The sequence below is a fragment of the Kibdelosporangium philippinense genome, from assembly GCF_021390435.2.
Classification (GTDB): Bacteria; Actinomycetota; Actinomycetes; order Mycobacteriales; family Pseudonocardiaceae; genus Kibdelosporangium; species Kibdelosporangium philippinense.
The window spans coordinates 1,757,616-1,776,273 of sequence record NZ_JAJVCN010000003.1 but is presented as its reverse complement, the minus strand read 5'-3'; the positions used below and the strand labels follow the sequence as shown (position 1 = coordinate 1,776,273).

17 protein-coding genes and 3 pseudogenes are annotated in these 18,658 nt (G+C 62.4%); 12 read left to right on the top strand and 8 right to left on the bottom strand.

Annotated elements, in window-relative coordinates; translation table 11 throughout:
- Window positions 1-207: 207 nt before the first annotated feature.
- The gene (locus tag LWC34_RS40490) at window positions 208-837 is read right to left on the bottom strand and encodes a superoxide dismutase (protein WP_233730490.1); all 630 of its coding nucleotides are present in this window, start codon (window positions 835-837) and stop codon (window positions 208-210) included.
- A 764-nt stretch (window positions 838-1,601) separates the two neighbouring features.
- Here LWC34_RS40490 and LWC34_RS40485 point away from each other — a divergent pair.
- On the top strand, window positions 1,602-1,907 hold the full coding sequence (locus tag LWC34_RS40485) for a hypothetical protein (protein ID WP_250109465.1): 306 nt from the start codon (window positions 1,602-1,604) through the stop codon (window positions 1,905-1,907).
- 158 nt (window positions 1,908-2,065) lie between these two features.
- On the opposite strand, the gene LWC34_RS40480 is transcribed toward LWC34_RS40485, so the two are convergent.
- The 4 genes from LWC34_RS40480 to LWC34_RS59090 form a co-directional block, all read right to left on the bottom strand.
- Window positions 2,066-3,454, bottom strand: coding sequence for an IS1380 family transposase (locus tag LWC34_RS40480; protein ID WP_233724823.1), 1,389 nt, complete (start codon window positions 3,452-3,454; stop codon window positions 2,066-2,068).
- A gap of 359 nt (window positions 3,455-3,813) precedes the next feature.
- On the bottom strand, window positions 3,814-4,665 hold the full coding sequence (locus LWC34_RS40475) for a helix-turn-helix domain-containing protein (RefSeq protein WP_233730488.1): 852 nt from the start codon (window positions 4,663-4,665) through the stop codon (window positions 3,814-3,816).
- Between the two features lie 552 nt (window positions 4,666-5,217).
- On the bottom strand, window positions 5,218-5,430 hold the full coding sequence (locus LWC34_RS40470; protein ID WP_233730487.1) for a hypothetical protein: 213 nt from the start codon (window positions 5,428-5,430) through the stop codon (window positions 5,218-5,220).
- Between the two features lie 126 nt (window positions 5,431-5,556).
- Window positions 5,557-5,946 carry an Imm1 family immunity protein gene (locus LWC34_RS59090; protein ID WP_372496761.1) on the bottom strand — a complete coding sequence of 130 codons (390 nt, stop codon included), beginning with the start codon at window positions 5,944-5,946 and terminating at the stop codon, window positions 5,557-5,559.
- 395 nt (window positions 5,947-6,341) lie between these two features.
- Here LWC34_RS59090 and LWC34_RS40465 point away from each other — a divergent pair, with 395 nt between their 5' ends.
- Complete coding sequence (locus LWC34_RS40465; protein WP_233730486.1) at window positions 6,342-7,778, top strand: hypothetical protein; 1,437 nt, start codon at window positions 6,342-6,344, stop codon at window positions 7,776-7,778.
- A complete protein-coding gene (locus LWC34_RS40460) occupies window positions 7,778-8,254 on the top strand; it encodes an NUDIX domain-containing protein (RefSeq protein WP_233730485.1) in 477 nt (158 codons plus the stop codon). The genes LWC34_RS40465 and LWC34_RS40460 overlap by 1 nt, the downstream gene beginning before the upstream one ends.
- Before the next feature lie 620 nt (window positions 8,255-8,874).
- Here LWC34_RS40460 and LWC34_RS40455 read toward each other — a convergent pair.
- Window positions 8,875-10,332: an IS1380 family transposase gene (locus LWC34_RS40455; RefSeq protein WP_233722402.1), complete on the bottom strand. Its 1,458-nt coding sequence runs from the start codon at window positions 10,330-10,332 to the stop codon at window positions 8,875-8,877.
- Between the two features lie 168 nt (window positions 10,333-10,500).
- On the opposite strand from LWC34_RS40455, the gene LWC34_RS59085 reads away from it, so the two are divergent.
- From LWC34_RS59085 to LWC34_RS59080, 5 genes and pseudogenes are all read left to right on the top strand, one after another.
- A complete protein-coding gene (locus LWC34_RS59085) occupies window positions 10,501-10,608 on the top strand; it encodes a hypothetical protein (RefSeq protein ID WP_372496759.1) in 108 nt (35 codons plus the stop codon).
- Complete coding sequence (locus LWC34_RS40445) at window positions 10,605-10,991, top strand: WhiB family transcriptional regulator (protein WP_233730483.1); 387 nt, start codon at window positions 10,605-10,607, stop codon at window positions 10,989-10,991. The genes LWC34_RS59085 and LWC34_RS40445 overlap by 4 nt, the downstream gene beginning before the upstream one ends.
- The gene (locus LWC34_RS40440) at window positions 10,988-11,323 is read left to right on the top strand and encodes a hypothetical protein (RefSeq protein ID WP_233730482.1); all 336 of its coding nucleotides are present in this window, start codon (window positions 10,988-10,990) and stop codon (window positions 11,321-11,323) included. The genes LWC34_RS40445 and LWC34_RS40440 overlap by 4 nt, the downstream gene beginning before the upstream one ends.
- A pseudogene (locus tag LWC34_RS40435) lies at window positions 11,320-11,712 on the top strand (hypothetical protein); the annotation flags it as partial. The gene LWC34_RS40440 and the pseudogene LWC34_RS40435, both read left to right, overlap by 4 nt.
- 117 nt (window positions 11,713-11,829) lie before the next feature.
- Window positions 11,830-12,483: pseudogene (locus tag LWC34_RS59080) on the top strand (transposase family protein); the annotation flags it as partial.
- 40 nt (window positions 12,484-12,523) lie between these two features.
- On the opposite strand, the gene LWC34_RS40425 reads toward LWC34_RS59080, so the two are convergent.
- Window positions 12,524-12,706, bottom strand: coding sequence for a hypothetical protein (locus tag LWC34_RS40425; protein ID WP_233722972.1), 183 nt, complete (start codon window positions 12,704-12,706; stop codon window positions 12,524-12,526).
- A gap of 99 nt (window positions 12,707-12,805) precedes the next feature.
- Between LWC34_RS40425 and LWC34_RS40420 the strand changes: the two genes are divergently transcribed.
- The 4 genes and pseudogenes from LWC34_RS40420 to LWC34_RS40405 all read left to right on the top strand — a co-directional run bounded on the left by LWC34_RS40420 (window position 12,806) and on the right by LWC34_RS40405 (window position 17,485).
- Window positions 12,806-13,270 carry a transposase gene (locus LWC34_RS40420; protein ID WP_233730481.1) on the top strand — a complete coding sequence of 155 codons (465 nt, stop codon included), beginning with the start codon at window positions 12,806-12,808 and terminating at the stop codon, window positions 13,268-13,270.
- 157 nt (window positions 13,271-13,427) lie between these two features.
- Window positions 13,428-13,889, top strand: a pseudogene (locus LWC34_RS40415) (hypothetical protein); the annotation flags it as partial.
- Entirely contained in the window at window positions 13,886-16,294 is a 2,409-nt protein-coding gene (locus LWC34_RS40410) for an ATP-binding protein (protein WP_233730480.1), read from the top strand. The pseudogene LWC34_RS40415 and the gene LWC34_RS40410, both read left to right, overlap by 4 nt.
- A 636-nt stretch (window positions 16,295-16,930) precedes the next feature.
- Window positions 16,931-17,485 carry an AbiV family abortive infection protein gene (locus LWC34_RS40405; protein ID WP_233730479.1) on the top strand — a complete coding sequence of 185 codons (555 nt, stop codon included), beginning with the start codon at window positions 16,931-16,933 and terminating at the stop codon, window positions 17,483-17,485.
- 342 nt (window positions 17,486-17,827) lie between these two features.
- Here the strand turns inward: LWC34_RS40405 and LWC34_RS40400 are convergent, their stop codons facing one another.
- Window positions 17,828-18,658: a transposase family protein gene (locus tag LWC34_RS40400; protein WP_233722715.1), complete on the bottom strand. Its 831-nt coding sequence runs from the start codon at window positions 18,656-18,658 to the stop codon at window positions 17,828-17,830.

The window sequence follows — 18,658 nt, the reverse complement described above, 5'->3', positions numbered from 1 at the left end:
CGCTCCCACCACGAAGCGGACAGGTATGAGGTTAGCCTACCCTCACTAACTCCGCAACATCGAAACCTCGTGAGTGGTTATTCGTGTTCTAACCCGGATAACCACTCACGAGGGCTGAGCAGCGAAGAAGCCCCCGGCCGCGCGGGCCAGGGGCTTCTCCAAGTGGCAGCTTCGCTTGTCGGAGCATCCGCTGCCAGGTCTCGTGAATCAGGCCTGCGGCACGCGCAGACCGTTCAGCCCGTTGCGGGCGTCGACGAACCGCTGGTTGACGTCTTCCCAGTTGACGACGTTCCACAGCGCGTTGATGTAGTCCGCCTTCACGTTGCGGTACTGCAGGTAGTACGCGTGCTCCCACACGTCGAACGCCAGCAGCGGCGTGGTGGCGATGGACAGGTTCGCGTGGTGGTCCTTCAGCTGCTGGGTCAGCAGCCGCTGGCCGACCGGGTCCCATGACAGGATTCCCCAGCCGGAGCCCTGAATCGTCGTCGCGGCGGCGTTCAGCTGGGCGCGCAGCTTGTCGAACGAGCCGAAGAACTCGTCGATCGCCGCGGCCAGCTCGCCGGTCGGCTTGTCGCCGCCGTTCGGGCTGAGGTTCTTCCACCAGACCTGGTGCAGGGAGTGACCGGCGAGGTTGAACGCCAGCGTCGTCTCCAGTCCGACGATCGAGCCGAAGTCGCCCTTGTCGCGGGCTTCGTCGATCTTCTCGATCGTGTCGTTGGCGCCCTTGACGTACGCGGCGTGGTGCTTGCCGTGGTGCAACTCGTTGATCTCACCGATGATCGCCGGCTCGAGGTCGCCGTAGTCGTAGTCCAGGTCCGGCAGGACATACGGGGCCATCGGCCCTCCTCAGGGGTAGGTGACACAAGTATTTGGTACTTGCAACCTACTCGCAATAGGAGGGTCGGACATGGCGGCCCCGATTAGACGATCATCACCTCAGGACATGGAATACCTGGGCATGTCCTCGGCAAGTACTACAAATTCTTAACAACTTTGTATACTATGGCTGACCAGCGAAAACGCGGTGACGAGCGGTCCCGTGCGTGACGCGAGGCATCGTCGATCTGGGGTTGTTCCTGCGGCGACGAGAATGTGCTCCTGATCACGGGTTGCCTGCGCCAAAGACCGTGCTGCGGCCGCGTCGCATGTTCACGGTGGATCCACTGAAGGGTTCGATCACGCTCACTATCGTGACAAATTTCGTGACAAGAGCTACAGTGACATGCCTGTTGTCACGAAACATGTCACGGAATGAGGGGTGCATGCCGGTGTTGTGCGAGGGCTGCGGAGGGGCTTTGCCAGCCCGAGCGGGGACGGCAGGACGACCGGCGACTTACCACGGCGCTACGTGCCGTCAGCGCGCCCGCCGTGCGCGGCTGGCTGCTGAACCGGATCGTGCGGCGCTGCTTGCCAGGCTTGACGACGTTGGGCAGGCGCTCTCAGCGGCTCGTCATGCCGTGACCGCCAACCAAGATGCACGGGCCGCCCTAGAGCAATTGCGGGCGTTGGTCATCGCGGTTACCCCTGAGAGATCAGCACTCGCGCCGGGATCGCACACGTCTACCGTCACGAAACATGTCACGGAATCGACGGATTGCGACGTGATCATCGATCCCAGTCCCAGGGCCGTGACACCGGCCGACAAGGTCGACCCGAACACCGTGAAGGTGTTGCGCAGTCCCGATTTTGAGGTGAGTGGCAGCTATCATGCACTTGCAACGGTGCAGGGTGAGACGGTGTTGCTCGGCATCTTGCGACGCTCAGACCGGACCGGTTGGGTGGCCCTGACTCCATTGCTGATTGCTGTTTCCGGCGGACCGTGGCGGACACGTCAGGATGCGCTCGTGCAACTCATACTCAACCATGATCTTGCCCGGACGAACGCACGCGAACGTGCCCGTTCATAACACCACTAGCCTCGGCCTTTCGCGCAGTATTTAGTTGATCTTGCTTGTGGTTTTGTCGATCTTGCCGTGAGTGTTTCCGACTGTGAGCGTGGCTAGCCCGCCGACCTGCTTGTGTCGGCCGCTCCGGTTCTTGCCGATCGTAGGGACAGGGGTGCGGATCAGGTGAAGGCGGCGCGGATCTTCAACCAGCCCTGGGCGATCGCGTGGGCATAGGCACAGGTTTCATCGATGCGGATCCGGACTTGCCGGGCACCACGAGTGATTCGGGCGCCCACGTGCAGCACCAAGTTCCGGAACGTAGCGATCTCGGCGCGCGCCAGCACGGGTGTGCCGGTGAAACCCAGGATTTTCGCCCAACACACCAGATCAGTGGCCGCCAGTAACGTCTCCAGCCAGGCGGTGTTCTCCGCGAACCCACGACAGGGCAGGTTGCGCAGGCCGGTGGCCTTGGCTTGGCGGATGCGGTCTTCCACCCGGGCGTGCTGGCGGTGGTGCAGTTCCAGACCGGCGGTCTGACCGGGGATGACCCGGTCGGGGATGTCGGTGATGAACGCGGTGATCCGATGCCCGTCCACATCGGTGAACCTCAACTGGGCGCCGGGATGGGGACGTTCAGCACGCACGATGACCTTCGATCCGGCAGGCCAACTCGACAGGTCGAGCATTCCGGTGATGTCGGCGACCCAGGCACCATCCCGGATCCCGCCCGCACGGTCGATGGCCGATTCCCATGCCTGGTCGGGAATCTGATCGACCACGACCTGGATGCGGGCATCCACCGGGAACCCGAAGGAGAACCACACTCCCCGCTCCCGGCACGCCTGCGCGAACGCGAGGGTGGCACCGGCGGAGTCCGAGCGGGCTACCACCCGCACCGAGTCCGGATCACCCGGACGTGGCCGGGCATGGGCGGGTAACGACGCCAACGCCCGCTCCAGCACCGCGATGTGGTCTGCTGCCGTGTTCGACCCGGCGTTACCCGCCCGCAGCAGGCCCGCCAGTGCTTCGCCTCCCGAGACCTCTGGGCGGTCCAGAAACGCCAACAACGGGTGAAAACCAAACGTCCGTTTCCAGGTTTTGGCCGCGTTCTCCTTGTCCTCAGCATGGGAAATCGTGACCGTGGCGTCGAAATCGATCCGCAGCAGCCCGGTCAGGTCCGGGCCGGCACCCGCGGCCCACGCCCGTTCTCGGGCCGCCGCCCGCGCGGCGAGTATCCCCGGCAGATGCGCTTCGTCGATCCGGTCCAGCATCCGCCAGGCGGTCGGCATGCTGGCCACCGGCCCGCACACCGCATGCTGGTCACCGAAGACCTCGATGTGCGAGACACAGTCGCCGCCATCGGCGATGGCCACGGCCATGTCGGCGAACACCTGTCCTGGTGCATGCATCCACGGACCGGCATACGTGTCGACCAACGCCTCGTTCACCCCCGCGACCAGGCCGGTGTCCTGGGCCAACTCCCGCAACATCCCCACCCCGGCATGCGACACCACACCACGCCCATCAGCACTGACCTTGACCCGCCTCGACCGCTTGCTACGCTTCACCTACGGAGTGCCCTTCTGCTTGGGATCTGCTGTCATCGCAAACAACAGTTTCCCTTGCAGGACGGCACTTCCGTGCATCTATAGCCCGTGTCGCACTATTTCGCGCGAAAGACGCAGGCTAGGACCCTGGTCCGGCTGTCTCCCCGCGTGCACCCCGGAAGAGTTCCCGCTTGTTGGGGCGGATCTTCGAGCGCCCTAAAACGTGGGAGTGCGGTAACCCGCGCTGCTCAGCGTGGACCTGCGGAGGGTAAACGCATGGGAACGCCGGTAACCGTTTGGTGGCCGGTTACCGGCGTTGTTGAGAAGTAGGCCGGGAACCGGTCCTGGCCTGCGTTGGTGGCTTGGGTTGCTGAGGCTACCTATCCGGAGGGAACAGCAATCAGCTTCCGCTCGCGAAAGTTGTCGTGAATGTTGGTGATCAGTTCAACCGAGTCGTTGGGGCTGAGCGCAATCGTCTCTACGTGACGAAGAATGCGCCTTACTTCCTGAACATTATCTGGATCGTTGATCTCCGCAGGACCGAACGGCGTTTCAGCGAAGGCGTAATCTGGCTCTTCCTTGTCGTCGAAAGACAACAACGTCAGCGAGCTGTGCAAGCCCTCATGTGTTCCTATCTGGGGAACAACTTGAAGCGTGACATTGGGCATTTCGGATCTCGTCAAAAGTTCTCGCAATTGGGTGCGATCAACTCCCTGACGCAGGACAGGTTCATGAATCAATGCATGCAAAGTTAGCTGGCGTTCATTAGTAAGTCGTTTTTGCTGTCGAAATTGAATACCTAGCCTCTTTTCAATGATCTCCTCATCGCGACGGGCAAGGATGGCACGCGTATAACTCTTCGTCTGCAAAAGCCAGGGAAGGCGACCCAGCTGAAACTCACATTTGAAGTCAGCCTCGTCTTCCAAGCGAATGTAGTCGATCTCCTGTTTGGTAAGCAGGAAATTGCGCCACCAGCCGCGACGCCGAGCCCTATCCCAAAGTGCGAGATAAGGGTCGTAGTTGCAGCTTGGAACTCCGTAGATGTCCAGGAGTATAATGAGCTCATGATACGTGGGCAGCTGTCGGCGTTCGATTCGGCTGAGTTTTTTATGATCAATGTGGCAACGCGTGCCAGCTTCTTCTTGTGTTAGCAGGTTCTGTTCTCGCAGCCTCTTCATTGCCCTCTGGAGTTTACGGCCGTAGTAGTTCGGTTCCGGTGCTATGCCTGCCATGGTTACTCCCGTATGAGTGGCAAAATGTGGGGCGTCCGATAATTGCGCGGACATTGGCCAATGTAGAGTTAAGGCCTTTTGGCTTAAGTCCCGCGGGGACTTACTGGCCGCGCGAGTCTGCAATCTCAAGCAATGCGCCTTGTATTTTGTCGAAAGTCACGACGCTCTCCTCAGGCACCGGCTGCTGCGTTGATGAGCTTTGAGCACTCGATTGGCGTCGAATTCGTTCCAGCCGAAGACGGTCGTACCGCAGTCCTCGGGGCAAACAACACCTGTCTTGCAGCCGTCCACCCATTTCGGTGCAGGTGGTCCCGCAGGTTTACGATAGGGGTGCAGCAGGATGACAACACGTTCATCGCGAGAATTAACGATGATCGTCAGTCCGTCAGAGGCCCAAGTGCACCGAGATGTCGTATCTATTTGGCCCGTGCTTTGAGGTGTGGCGATGTCCGACTGCTTCCGGGATTCCATATGTGTCAGTCCTGTTGATTCCATTTCCAGGTGAGGTAGAGGCATATCTAAGAAGTAATGTGAGGGCAATTCTCGTCTGTATCAATCCGGAGTTTCCCTGGCAGCGTCGCCATCGTCACCGGTAGCATGCGCGCGCAAGAGATTGGCGACCGTGCAGAGTGCGTCCGCGAGCTGAATCAGTTCATCTGCCTGCACTCGCTTAGTTGGCAGTCGAAACGCAATGTCGTCAGCCACCCATTGAACGCCTTTAAGCACCACAGCCAGTTGTGTATTCATGTCACCCATAATGGTCATCGTCCCTCTCCATGAGGCTTATTCACGGACTCGAGGTGGATCCTGCGACACCGCACCTGAGCTGCGGCGATGCACAGCAGTACAATCATCCTGAATAAGCCTCCATATAGGACGACGCGACGCTGCTTAGTACGCGTCGTATGGTCGCCATTCGATGCAGGTTGGCCTCTGGCGTGTCCTCAGCCACTCATGCAAAGCACTACGCGCATGGGTCAACGGGATGACAGCTGTGCGTGGAAATACCGCACCGGTCGTACCGTTGAAAATTAGGTCGACCTTAGGCAATGGTCGAATAGTGTTATAGGAGTTGGCAATGGACATTTCGGGATCGTTGTTGTCCATGTAGTTCAGTGCGGCGCAGTTCGCCGATGGGCGCACACTGATTCGCATTTGATGATCAGGGAACGGCCCGTCCTTGGTGCGATGGTATTCGACGTCACCCACCAGGAGTGTGGTCTCCGAATCTGCGTGATCGAGGCTTAGGATCTCCTCGATCAGGCTTACAGATTCCGTCATTCCATGCGTAACACGTGCAACGCCGGTAGTTAGCGAGGCCGTAAGAACTAGGCGTTCGGGTTGATCGTGCAGTGAAGCCATCTCGGGCGGTTACCTAATCCTCGGAACTAGTCTTGTTTGGGGACGTTGAAAGATCCGTTTCAACCGTGATGGCACCCCAGGGAGGCGTCTATATCTCGTTGGGCATGCCGCATACCGTCCGGGAATATCGCCAGGCAGACGCCAGCCTGACGGTGGTCATATTCACCCGTTGGTGGACGTCTAGAGACGATGTACGCTGTTCAGAGGTAGATCAAGCTCAGAGCTCAGCGGGGTACTAGATGAGCGCTCCCGGTCCACAGCGGGGACGCCGTGCTGGTATGAGCAGCGAACGTCGCTGTCAAGGGTGCGGAAGGGTGCTCGCGACAGACAACACCGCGCGCCTTTGCGGTAGGTGCCACAGGGATGAGCGTGATCAACTCGGCGCGCCACCGGCTCTCAAGACTGAATTCTTCGAGACAGATGCGTTTCGCGCCGCATTTGAGAGCCAACATATCGGAAAAGTCTTCAAAGCCTACCGAAACCATCCACGCCATCTTCAGATGTACGGCAAAGCTCTCAAGCAGGAGCTTCTCGGGCGCTGGCTTGGTCTCACGCAAGCACAGGTGAGTAAACTAGAAAACGGCAAGCCCGAGCAAAATCTTGAGGCGCTGCGTAACTACGCCGGTATACTACATCTTCCGGAACATCTTCTCTGGTTCGATTTCCCCGGAAGAAGCCGTTTGAGGGCCGGGCGGACGAGCGAGCCAACCGATTCTGGTGGGAAACTGATCGACTGGCGACCTCAGTCGATCACAGCAACGTGGCAAATCTCGCCAGCGATCGCCGAGCTGTGTCAAATCCTGGCGGACTACGGTTTCAGTCCCCTACGGTTCAGCTCGGATCAGCTGGGTCAAATTCCGTCGGTCGAGAACCTCGAACGCGATCTAAAAGTTGCCTTCGATGCTTACCAACAGTCGAGATTTACGGCAGCCGCCAACCGAATTTCGACACTCTTGGCCGACGCTCAGCTAACGTCCCGAGAGTGCCGAGAATCGGAGCGAGCACGAGTATCCAGAGTGCTCGCGCTGTCCTATCAGGTTGCCGCTTCAGTATTGGTCAAAGTCGGTCAAACAGACATGGCATGGATTGCTGCCGAACGAGGCATGAATGCCGCTGAGTCTGCCGACAGTCCAGCGGTTCGCGCCTCGCTCATCCGGTCAGTTGCGTTCGCACTGCTCGCAACCAGCCGCTTTGAACCTGCTATGAGGCTGGTGGAATCCGCCGCAGGCTACCTAGAAGGGGAGATTTCCAAGGATAACGCTGCTCTCTCCGTCTACGGAACCCTGTATCTCGTGGGCTCGATGGCTGCCGCTCGCTTCGGCGATAGCTCCAAGACCGTCGACTATCTAGACGAGGCAAGCAAGGCGGCACAGCTCCTCAATAAGGATGCAAACCACCTGTGGACGGCGTTCGGTCCAACCAACGTCGCGATACACCGAGTCAACACGGCCGCAGAACTGGGCGACGTCCAAACTATACTGAATTCCGGCCTTTCTCTGAACACTGAAGCTGTTCCGGTTGAACGGCGAGTGCGTTACCTCCTTGACGTTGCACGAGCGTATAGCCTGGTCGGCAATCGAGACGATGCGCTCGGCGTGATGATTACCGCTGAAAGAATGGCCCCCGAGCAGGTGCGTCAACACTATTTGAGCAGGAAGGTAGTTGCGGCATTGATCCAAGGTACAGTCGGAAAACCGTCCGTTGAACTCGACAAACTCGCCCAACGCGTGAACGCCCAAGGCGCAATCTGATGGAAGATCCGACCGTCAAGTTCGCGACGCCTCGACTCGCGTCCGGTGCGCTTTTCGTCAACCGTGACCGAATTCTTCTGGTCCACAAGACTTACGGCCACCGATGGGACATCCCTGGCGGCTATGTCGATCGCGGCGAATCTCCAGCGGCAGCCTGCGAACGTGAGGTAAACGAAGAGCTTGGACTCCGTAGAACTGTTCAACGCCTACTGGTCCATGACTGGGCGCCGAGCGAGACCGAAGGCGATAAGATTCTTTATGTATTTGATTGTGGCGACCTTGGGAATGACGAACGCAATATCCGTCTTGACGGCGTAGAGATCGACAAAACTGAGTGGGTGAGCGTGAACAGTCTGGCGGACTATCTGACCTCACGCCTTCTCCGCCGCTTGACTGCCGCCTATGAAGCGCACGCGTCCGGCACGATCTTGTACCTCGAACACGGCCAACCATGCGTTAACACAGACTCACGCTAGACCGCGCTGCGCGCGGGTCAGCTCCGAGGTTGGGAATCGCCTGGCACTCCTGTCAGGTTCTGGACGCTGGGTACACCCACGCGAGAGGTCCCCTGTAGACGGACCTGACCCATTGCGGCGCATGGGAAAGAGTCGCGTTGCTGGCGCTATGCAGGTTGTCGGCCGATCTGTCCGACCTATGTTAAGGCGACCGGGTCCGGCGGTCGACACCCTCAAGGCCGTCATAGGCCGAAAATTCTCGGTGAGAATATCGTCAGCGTTCAATATTCTTTCTCAGAATATAAACGCGTGGCAACTCCGCTCTGACCAGGCTTAATTCTGGCGCGAAATATTGTATTCCTGAGTCGATATAGTTAGTGCTCTGCGCTTCGGCCTTACTTGAGGCAGCGACCCGCAAACCCGCGAGTCGCAAGCTAAGAGTTAAGGACCAAATAATCATGAAGAGCAACACTTCTAACCTTGATCATTCACGTGGGTGACGTGTCCGCCTGTGCCGGTTCGGATGTTGATCTTGAGTTGGTTGCTGTGTGGTGATGGTCAGGGTTCGAGCCCGGCCGCCGGTGTTGGCTGGGCGCCGGGTTGGGGGGCGGGCCTTTCAGGTCGAGGGGCAGGGACAGGGGTCATCGAGTTGGTGGTGGCAGGGCCAGCGCTGCCCGGAGGCAGGCGGCGAGAGGGTCGGCCCAGGGCCAGGTTTCCGGGATTTTGATCTTGCGTTTGCGTTGGCCGCGGACGATGCGGGCGGCGGTGTGCAGTAGCCGGTAGCGCAGGGTTTTGGGTTCGGCTTTGGCGAGGGTGCCCTCAAGGCAGAGCAGGCGCAGCCAGGCGAGCAGGTCGATGGCGATGGTGGCGGCCAGACACCAGGCCCGGTTGATCTCGATCTTGGTGGAGGGCAGGTGACCGAGGCCGGTTTGCTTGCCGCAGCGGACGTGGTCCTCGACTCGGGCGTGCGGGCGGTGACGGGCTTCCAGGAACTGGACGGTGGCGCCCGAACCGCTGCCCGGGGTGTTGGTGGCCACCAGTTGGTAGCGCCAGCCGTCGGCTTCTTCGAACAGGGACAACTGTGCGCCGGGGTGGGGTTTCTCACGACGACAGATGATCCGCAGATCGGCCGGCCAGTTCTCCAGTTGGTCCCCGTCGGGGTGGTGACGTAGTAGCGCGGTCAGTTCCACCACGCCGGCTTTGTCCAGCGGCCGAGGATCGCCGTGGTGATCGAGCACTGCCTGCCATGCCTTCGCGGGGACACGGCCGATCGCGGCTCGTTCCCGCGCACCGAGTTCCCAGCCGACGCTGTAGTGCGCCTGCCTGCCTGGCTTGGCGTTCAGCGCGGTGATGTACTTGATGAGACCGTGGGAGGCGCCCGCGCCGTCCACGGTGACTAGAAGGTTCCTTCGATGTTTCGCCGGGATCTGGGCGATCGCGGCGTCGAGGACCTCGAGGTGATCAGCTGTCGTGTTGGATCCGGCGCTTCCTGTGCGCAGCAACAGGGCCAGCGATTCGCCGGTGTTGTCACACATGGCCAGCAGCGGATGATGACCGAAGCTGCCCTTGTAGGTTCCCGCGGCGAGTTGTTTGTCCGAGTGCGCGATCACCAGCGAACCATCCAACCGGACCACCACGGTCGTGCCCAGATCACGGTCGGCCACCCGCGACGGCGGAATCCGGCCGTGCCGTCGCTCGATCAACGACCACACATGCTCGCGGATCCGGGCACGCACACGGGCGATCTTGTTGCGCTGCACCTGACCGACCGCGTCCAACGTGCGCCACAACGTCGGATCTGAGGCGACCGGCCCGAACAGTTCGGCCTGATCGCGCAGGACAGCCAGATCCGACAGGACCCGCCCGCCGTCAGCGATCAACACCGCGGTGTCGGCGAACACCCGGCCACGGTCATGCACCGGCATGAACCCACGCCGCGCCATCGCCCGCGACAAGCCTTCCGTCAACCCGGTGCGGTCGGCCAGCAACCGCACCGCCGCGGTCCCGGCATGACTGACCACGCCACGCCCACCGACTTCTACCGCCAGATCCCGCGACCACCCAGTAACATCCACGTCGAAAGTGCTCCAGAGCTTCATGGGTAAGAACAGGCATTAGCAACCTCATCTTCCCAGCTCAGGAGCACTTTTCCCTGTTCCGACACGGCGCCCGAATCAAGATCGCCATGAATACTCAGGGCTAACGGCGCATCATGCTTGCTGTCCATCGCTGAGGTTGCGTGGCTGCTCGGCGTTGAGAACTCGCGTGTGTGCCGGGCTATCCGGCTTGGGCGCCTGCCGGTCGTGCGGCGTCGGCATCGCGTACTCGTCCCGGCACATGCCCTTGCCCATCTCGCAGGCGGGAGTGCGCCATGACGGCTCCCGATCTGGACAGGTGGCTGGTTGCGATCGCATGGCGGCTTGATCGCCTGCGTTGGGTTCCACGTGACGTGCTCGCCGAGATTGTGATCGACCAGGGCGAATGTGCCTGGGAGTACACCTACGGCGACCCACCCGCGTGGACAGGAAACGACACGGCTGATCGGGAGTTGGCGGCGCGGTTGTGCGCCCGCTGCCCCGTTCAGGACGAGTGCCTGGAACTCGAATTGCGGACGGCCGGTGAGCAGACGGCTGGAGTGTGGGGCGCGTTGGCCGAGGACGACCGCCGAACGCTGTACCGGTACTGGCGTCAGCGTGGCGAGCGAGCCGACGACCGCGCCGAGACCGACGAGGACACAGAGGGAGGCGCGGCACGATGAACACCATCAACCTAAAGCCTACCGAGATCGTCGCAGGGGTCGGCGTCCTGCTTCTCCTGTTCGTGCTGTGGCGGGCGCGCGTGCGCCGTGCCCGTGCTGCGGCTACCGCCGCTCGGGCGGGTGCCCGGCTGCTGTCGCTGGCCGGTCGTGTTCTGTTCACCGCCGCGCTGATCGTCGGCGTGCAGTGGATCGTGATCGTGTACGCCGCATCCAACAAGTGGCTATTGCTTGCGGCGTTGGGGTTTCCGGCGTTGTTCGCGTCTTACGCCCTGACCCGCGCGCTGACTGTGACCACTGTGGACACTTCGCGTCACCGGGGTGGTCGCCGATGACTACTCCTTACGACACGCAACACGTGCCGGTGCCTCGCGCGCAGAAGCTCGCGCGGGACGCGGCCGAGGCAGCCGATGTCCGCGCCTATCAGACCCATCCCGATGTGGTGGCGTTGCGGGTTGAGCGGGTGCGGACACAGGTCGACCGGTTGTGCTGGGCGGGGATCGTGCTCGGTCTGGCGTTCACCATGACCAACGTCCAGACTTTCGCCGCCGCCGGTTCGGTGGCTTGGTCGCTGCCATGGTTGGCCGCATGGCTGCTGGATCCCACGGTTTCGGTGGTGCTGCTGGCGATCCTGCGGGCCGAGCAGGTGACCGCGCGATACCAGGTGCAGACCGGGCCGTGGGTGCGGCGGGCGAAGTGGTTCACGCTCGCGGCCACGTACCTGGATTCACCGAAGATCTTGGTGGGTTGGTCGTGTCGTGGACGGGCAGATGCCCTCTGACTTGGGACGATTGTTCTTGTGACAGAAACATATCGGTCCGAGTGAGAGGGCATCTGCTGAGTGAAAGCATCGCATACGCGTGGCGCGGTGTCGGTGAGGTTCGACGATCCGGGATTGGTGTCGCACGCGGGGCTGGTGGCGGTGATGCGGCTGGCCGAGGACGCGGGGTTGTCGGATCTGGCCGGTGAGCTGGTCCGGCTGGGTGGTTCGGTGGGGGCGAACGCGGGCGCGAAGATCAGCTCGATCGTGGCCGGGATGGCCGCGGGCGCGGACTCGATCAGTGATCTGGATGTGCTGCGGCATGGTGGGATGGCGGGGTTGTTCACCGGGATCCGCGCACCGTCCACTGTGGGCACGTTTCTGCGCTGGTTCAGCATGGGTCATGTCGCTCAGCTGGAGAAACTCTCCGCCCGGCTGCTGGCCCGCTTGGCGGAGCTGACGCCGCTGCTGGCGGGGGCCGACCGGTTGGGGTTGCTGGATCTGGACTCGAAAATCAGCCAGGTCTACGGGCGGGGCAAAGACGGGGCCGCGTTCGGCTATACCGGGGTGTTGGGGTTGAACACGCTGGCCGCGACCCTGACCACAGCGGCGGGCAGGCCGGTGATCGTGGCGACCCGGTTACGGGGTGGCAACGCCGATACCCGCCGCGCGGTGAGCTCGCTGGCCCGGCGCGCGCTGGGCACCGCCCGCGCCGCGGGCGCGACCGGGCCGCTGCTGGTACGCGGCGATTCCGGGTTCTATGTCGGGGAATTGATCACGATGCTGGTGCGGGAAGGGGGTCTGGTTCTCCATCACCGCCCCACAACATTCCGCGATCCGGGAGGCGATCGACGCGATCAGCGAGCACGCCTGGCAGCAGCACACCTACCGCGACCCGGTCCTCGACCCGCACACCGGGCAGCTGATCCACACCGCCCAGATCGCCGAGACCAGCCATACCGCGTTCACCAACCCGACCGTCAACCCCGGCCAGAAAACCACCGCCCGGCTACTGGTCCGCCGGACCCGGATCACCACCCGCGACGAGCAGGGCGAGTTGTTCCCAGCCTGGCGCTACCACGCGGTGTTCACCAACCTCCCACCCGCCACCACCAAGCCCGCCACCACCAGGCCCGCCACCACCGAGCCCGACACGGCCGGCTTCGACACGGCCACCGCCTGGCGTCTGCACGACCAACGCAGCGGCGCGATCGAACACGTCTTCGCCGAACTCGCGGCCGGCCCGCTGGCCCACTTCCCGTCCGGACTGTTCGCCGCCAACGCCGCCTGGCTCTCCCTGGCCGCCCTGACCCACAACCTCCTGCGCGCCACCGCAACCCTGGCCGGCCCCGCCCACGCCAGAACACGCCTGACCACCCTGCGCCGCCGGTTGATCACCATCGCCGCCCGCGTCACCCGCACCGCCCGCCACATCACCCTGCGACTACCACAAGACTGGCCCTGGGCCCACGACTTCACCCACCTGTTCACCACCATCCACGCCCCACCCCACCCCGCCTGACCCCTAACCACCCGCCTGACCAGGCCCAACCCGAAAGACCACAGTGGAAAAGCTGGGCAGACCAGCAACTCCCACACGACCACACCACACACCACCGGCCCACCACCACAATCACCCACCACCACAACCACAACCCAAGATCAACGGTGAATCCAGGACGTACGTGATGAACACGTGGGCGTCGTATGCGGACGGTTCGGCGTCGGGCATCGTGCTGCACTCGGTACCGCCACTGGTGGTGTTCGTCGCCGCCGAAGCGGTGACCGATCTGCGGGACAAGCTGACCGATGCGGTACACGCGGCGTTCACCGAAGCAACCGCACGACGCACACCGTTCACGGCGCCCACGACCTACACAGCCGACACGACGGGCGTTCATGAACCAGCCGACCCGCCACGACCGGTCAAGACTCGGCGCACTTCCTCAGCCGAGTACCTCACCATCGCGCGTCGTGCCTGGTCGCCAGGGGTGGAGATCACCCCGGCATGGGTCCGACATGTCACCGGGTGTTCGCGTGGCTTGTCGTCCAAGTTGGCCGCGACGCTCACCGCCGAGATGAGCGCGGAGACGCGCGACGGCCGGGACGATGCGGCCGTGGGCGAGGAGGCGCGGCCGTGAACGATCGCGAAAAGCCCATGAACGCCATCCCCACCCCGGATGACGGCGTGTCGGGAGCGGAGCTGGAACGGAAGGTATATGACGCCGAGTTCGTCACCGACGATGCCCCCGGCAGGGCACCGAACCGGCTTCGGCCGCCGTGGTCTCCGCGTACGCTGGGGGCGCGACGGTGGCGGCACGCGTTCGCGTCGCTGGTCATGGCGGCCGTGCTGCTGTGGCGGTCCGGCCCGATGGTGCGGGTACGGTCGGTGGCGGCGTATCGCGTGCGCAAGATCCCGCAGGACGTGGCACGGCTGGTGTGGTTCGTGTTGCGTGGCAATTGGCGGTGGCTGGTCAAGTTCTGGACGTGGGCGACCTACGCGGATCTGCGGGCGGACGCGCGACGCGCCCGGCTTGCCGGGGACGCCGAGGCACGGCGCGCGGCCCAGGAGTTGATCCGTTCGGATTCGCAGGCTCGATGGGCCAAGGTAGGCATCTGTCTACACCGGATCGTAGTACTAGTTCGTGTGCTCGCTCCGGTGGTAATTGTGTTGTGGGCCTTGGACTCCTGGGTTCCCCGCGGTGACATGTGGCCATGGCTCGCGAGTGTCTACAACGGACTTGATGCAGTGTGGACGATCGTCGCCGCGGCCGGGCCGGCCGTGATCTACACGCTTCCGGTCCTTCTCCTTGTGGCAGCAGCGTTTGAGGGTCGAGATAAGACGCCTGGAGTGGGGTGGCTCGTCCATCCGGACCGAGATGACGCTGACTCATGGATCGACGAAAGGATGATCTCAAAGGCGCTGGCACACTTGGGGATCAGCCCGCTCAACCAGTTCTTTAAGGACGGAGGTGTACTCGCCTATACCGTTCCGGCCCGCAAGGATGGAGACGGCACATACGCACAGGTCCGGCTCCCACTTGGCGTGACTGCCGACATGGTCGCCTCGCAAAGACCGAAGCTCGCCGCGAATCTTGGTCGTGCCGCGTTGGAGACCTGGCCTACCAAAGGCGATGAGGACGGCATTCTCGACCTGTGGGTAGCCGACAAGGGCACCTTGAACGGTGGCGCCGGTGACTGGCCCTTGCTGCACGACGGACAAGTAGATCTGTTCAAGGGGGTCCCGTTTGGACTGTCGCAACGTGGACTGGTGATCAATGCGCCGTTGATCGGCGCGAACTGGCTCATCGGCGGTCGACCAGGACAGGGCAAATCTGCTTGCCTGCGAACGATTCTGCTCGGTGCGGCACTGGATCCCACAGCAGAACTGTGGGTGTACGTGATGGGCGAGGCCCCCGACTTCGAGCCCTTCGCCCCCCGGTTGATGCGCTACCGGATGGGCATGGACGACGCGGTAGCAGAGGCCGCGTTGCAGGCACTTTCCGACCTGTTGGACGAGATGGAGCGACGCGGGCGCGTGCTCGGCCAGCAGCCGGGTAGGCCGCCCAAAGTGTCGCGCAGATTGGCCGACAACCGCAGTCTCGGCCTGCACCCGATCGTGTGCGCGATCGACGAATGCCACGAACTGTTCCAACATCCCAAGTACGGCAAACAAGCCGCTGAGATGGCAATCCGGTTGATCAAGCGAGGCCGCAAGTACGGCATCGTCTTGCTGTTGGCCACCCAATCGCCCACAAAGGACAGCATTCCGCGTGAGATCACCCGCAACGTCTCATGTGGCGTGGCGTTCTCGGTCGCCGACCAGATCGCCAACGACGGGCTGTTGGGCTCTGGAAAGTATCGCGCCGGTATCCGGGCGACCGACCTACGCATGAACACCGATCGGGGAACCTGCGTCGCCGTGGGCGTCACCGATGCCACGTTCGAACTGGTCCGCACCTTCTACATACCGTTTGAAGACGGCATCGACGACGTGTCACCGGTCGTCACCCGTGCCGTGGCACTGGTGGAGGAGACAGGCCGCGCCATTGAGGCGCCACACAGATTGGAGATCGAGGCCGCGCCGGTCGATCACCTCGCCGATATCAACCTGGTGATGCACGGCGAACGCCGTGTGCGGACACAAGTGGTGCTCTCCCGGCTCGCCGAACACAACCCCGCCGAGTACGAAGGATGGTCGCCCAGCGACTTGACCGCCACGCTCGCCATCGACGGTGTGCGTCCCGGCAAGTCGCACGGCGTGATGGTCATCCGCGCCGAGGACATCGCCGACGCGCTCACCCGCCGCGATGACAGCAGCCTGCCCGACGACGGGGAGCGCGACGGGGAGACAACAGGGACGCGGGGAGTTCTCCCCGCCTATTCCCTAACCAGATCTCCCCGCCCTGACGTGGGAAAACCTCGCACGGGGAGGGCGAATGCCGCGCACGGAAAACCCGCAGAAACCCCGGAATCCGGCACTCGGCCGCCATCACTCGGTGACATCCCCGGTTCCCCAGGCGAGTCCGACGGCACGCCGCCATGAGCGCCACATACGACCGGCCAGACACCGACCACGCAACACCAGACCACACCCCACACAGGAGCGCTGACGATGGACACACCACACCGACCGACACCCACTGCGGACAGGGCACCGATAAGGCGATCGACGAGGCCGACACCCACCCGATACCCAACCCCCGACAGAGCACCGCCGTACGGCGGCGCCCTGAGCGTGGCACACGGCGAGTCAAGCGGCGTACGACGGGCCGTCGAACCAACAAACCAGGCAATCTGGCAGACACCGCGCCGACTCCAGAGGAGTGGGCTCAGGAACAGTTGAAGAACGCTCCACAACGATCACCAGCGTGGGCACGATCCGTCGCGGCGATCTACGGCCTGGAGGTACCGAAGAAGTAACCCGTTCACACGACAGACTGCCGTCGCCTAGAAGTGAGCCCCTGGTCAGTGACCAGGGGCTCGGTGGTAGATCTCGTCAATGACGAGCTTTGCGATAGCAGCAGGCGAAACGGCTTACCCAGGTAGGACCCCGCCGAGAGTGAGGTGACGGACGAACCGGCGGATGCGGCGTTGGGCCAATCAGACGTTACTGGTCTGAGACAGAACCGAAAGGCAAAAAGCGGGTGTGCCTGGGCGGTAGACAGTGGACCATGCAGCAATGGAGATGACGCGTGAGGACTTGGTAGCGCTACGAGACGCTTCCGTGCAAAACGCAGTCAGTCTCCTGCACGACGCTCAACTGTTGTATCTGGGCAGCAGGTGGGCAGGTGCGCACGGCATGGCAACTCTTGCAGTGGAAGAAGCGGGCAAGGCGTGGCTGTGCCATCAGAAACTCATTGGGCTTCCTGGTATCACACGTCAGGACCTGTCCAGTCATGCCCACAAGGCCATTGCTGCACGGCAGATGATTGCCACAGTGCAACAAGCTTCTGAGAAGATCTTCAATCTTGACGAGGTATACGGTGAGCATCACGATTATGCCGCCGACTGTGATTTCTACTTGCGCATGGCCGGGTTCTACGTTGACCTGACGGAACACGGAGTGGTCGGCGGTGCGAATAGCATCACAGAAGATCAGGCATCAAGCTCAATGGTTGTCGCGGAAGTCGCGGTGCGAATGGCAAAGACGTTGCCCGAATGGGAGCTACCTGATCGCGAGCCGGGATCAAGTGAACGCTTGGTTGGTAAACCTCTCAAACCGCCAGTTAGGTAAAGAGGCGGAGTGAGATCGGCACTATGAAAGCGCTCCTTGAGTTAGCTAGCGAGAAAGGTGAACCAGCGATGGAACTCGGAATCCCAGACGACATTAGACATGATTACGCCGGGCAATGTTGGTGGTGCGGAAGCGTCGCGGACACCCGGGAGCACAGGTACAAGCGCTCGGACCTCATCCGTGATTTCGGCAAGGGGACCTGGCTCGGCGAGTCAGCCGTCAGTCGAGTCCTAGCAGGCGTCAAAACGGACATTCGTGGCTCCAAGTCAGAAAACCTAAAGTTCGAGAGGAACATCTGCGGCGCGTGCAATAACACTCTTAGTGAGGTGATCTCAGCGACTTTCACGCGATCTTGCCGTGTTCGAAATGCGTGAGGACAAGGGCGGCTTTGACGATGTCGCCGATCTTGCTGGGGCTGGCGGTGAGATGCCGCAGGCTGCGCCAGCGTCCGGTGAGTAGGGCGAAACCACGTTCGCCCAGACACCGCAGGCCACGCAGCAGAGCGTTGCGTGTGCGGGTGTCCACGTCGAGGACCTGGCCATCGGCAGGCTGTTTGACCGGGGTGTGCACGCCGATGCCGGCACCGTCGTAGCCGCCATCGGCCAGCGTCGGCAGATCAAGGTGCGAGGCGGCCCAGTACAGCGCACCCAGCACATGCTCGCGCGCCACGGTCAAGTCATGGAGTGAACCGGGCTCGACATCCGAGACCCACCACGGAAAACCGTCCGGCGCGCACAGCGCTTGGATGTTGCCGCCGTGCTCGCGGGCTTTGCCGGAGTACCACAGGTCGATCGGCTCGCCTTTCACGCTCAACGTTTTCTCGCTACAGCGATCGGCGGAGAAGACCTTTCCATCGAGGATCACGTAGGCCGTGCCCTCATCCTTGGCCCGCTGCAGGGCCTCATGCAGGTCCGGCGCCTGCTCGGCGAGCACGATGACGACCTCATCCAAGTAGCGGTAGCCGGTGGCGCGGGAGATGCCGTGATCGCGAGCCAGGGCGGGGACGTCGGTGTTCTGCCGGAACCAGCGCAGGCCCAGCACCGCGTGGCGAAAGCAGGTCAACGCCCTGCTGTTCTTGCGGGTGCCGCGTCGGCGGCGTTCGGCGTGCAGCAGCCGGCTGAGGTAGAGGGCCAGTTCACGCGGGACATCGAGCATGGCACGATACGCAATCAC

Excerpts from the sequence above, each read along its gene's own strand:
- LWC34_RS40490 (WP_233730490.1), bottom strand. The coding sequence starts at position 837 with ATGGCCCCGTATGTCCTGCCGGACCTGGACTACGACTACGGCGACCTC.
- LWC34_RS40475 (WP_233730488.1), bottom strand. The coding sequence starts at position 4,665 with ATGGCAGGCATAGCACCGGAACCGAACTACTACGGCCGTAAACTCCAG.
- LWC34_RS40470 (WP_233730487.1), bottom strand. The coding sequence starts at position 5,430 with ATGACCATTATGGGTGACATGAATACACAACTGGCTGTGGTGCTTAAA.
- LWC34_RS59090 (WP_372496761.1), bottom strand. The coding sequence starts at position 5,946 with ATGACGGAATCTGTAAGCCTGATCGAGGAGATCCTAAGCCTCGATCAC.
- LWC34_RS40460 (WP_233730485.1), top strand. The coding sequence starts at position 7,778 with ATGGAAGATCCGACCGTCAAGTTCGCGACGCCTCGACTCGCGTCCGGT.
- LWC34_RS40455 (WP_233722402.1), bottom strand. The coding sequence starts at position 10,332 with ATGAAGCTCTGGAGCACTTTCGACGTGGATGTTACTGGGTGGTCGCGG.
- LWC34_RS40445 (WP_233730483.1), top strand. The coding sequence starts at position 10,605 with ATGACGGCTCCCGATCTGGACAGGTGGCTGGTTGCGATCGCATGGCGG.
- LWC34_RS40440 (WP_233730482.1), top strand. The coding sequence starts at position 10,988 with ATGAACACCATCAACCTAAAGCCTACCGAGATCGTCGCAGGGGTCGGC.
- LWC34_RS40425 (WP_233722972.1), bottom strand. The coding sequence starts at position 12,706 with ATGGCTGGTCTCGGCGATCTGGGCGGTGTGGATCAGCTGCCCGGTGTG.
- LWC34_RS40405 (WP_233730479.1), top strand. The coding sequence starts at position 16,931 with ATGGAGATGACGCGTGAGGACTTGGTAGCGCTACGAGACGCTTCCGTG.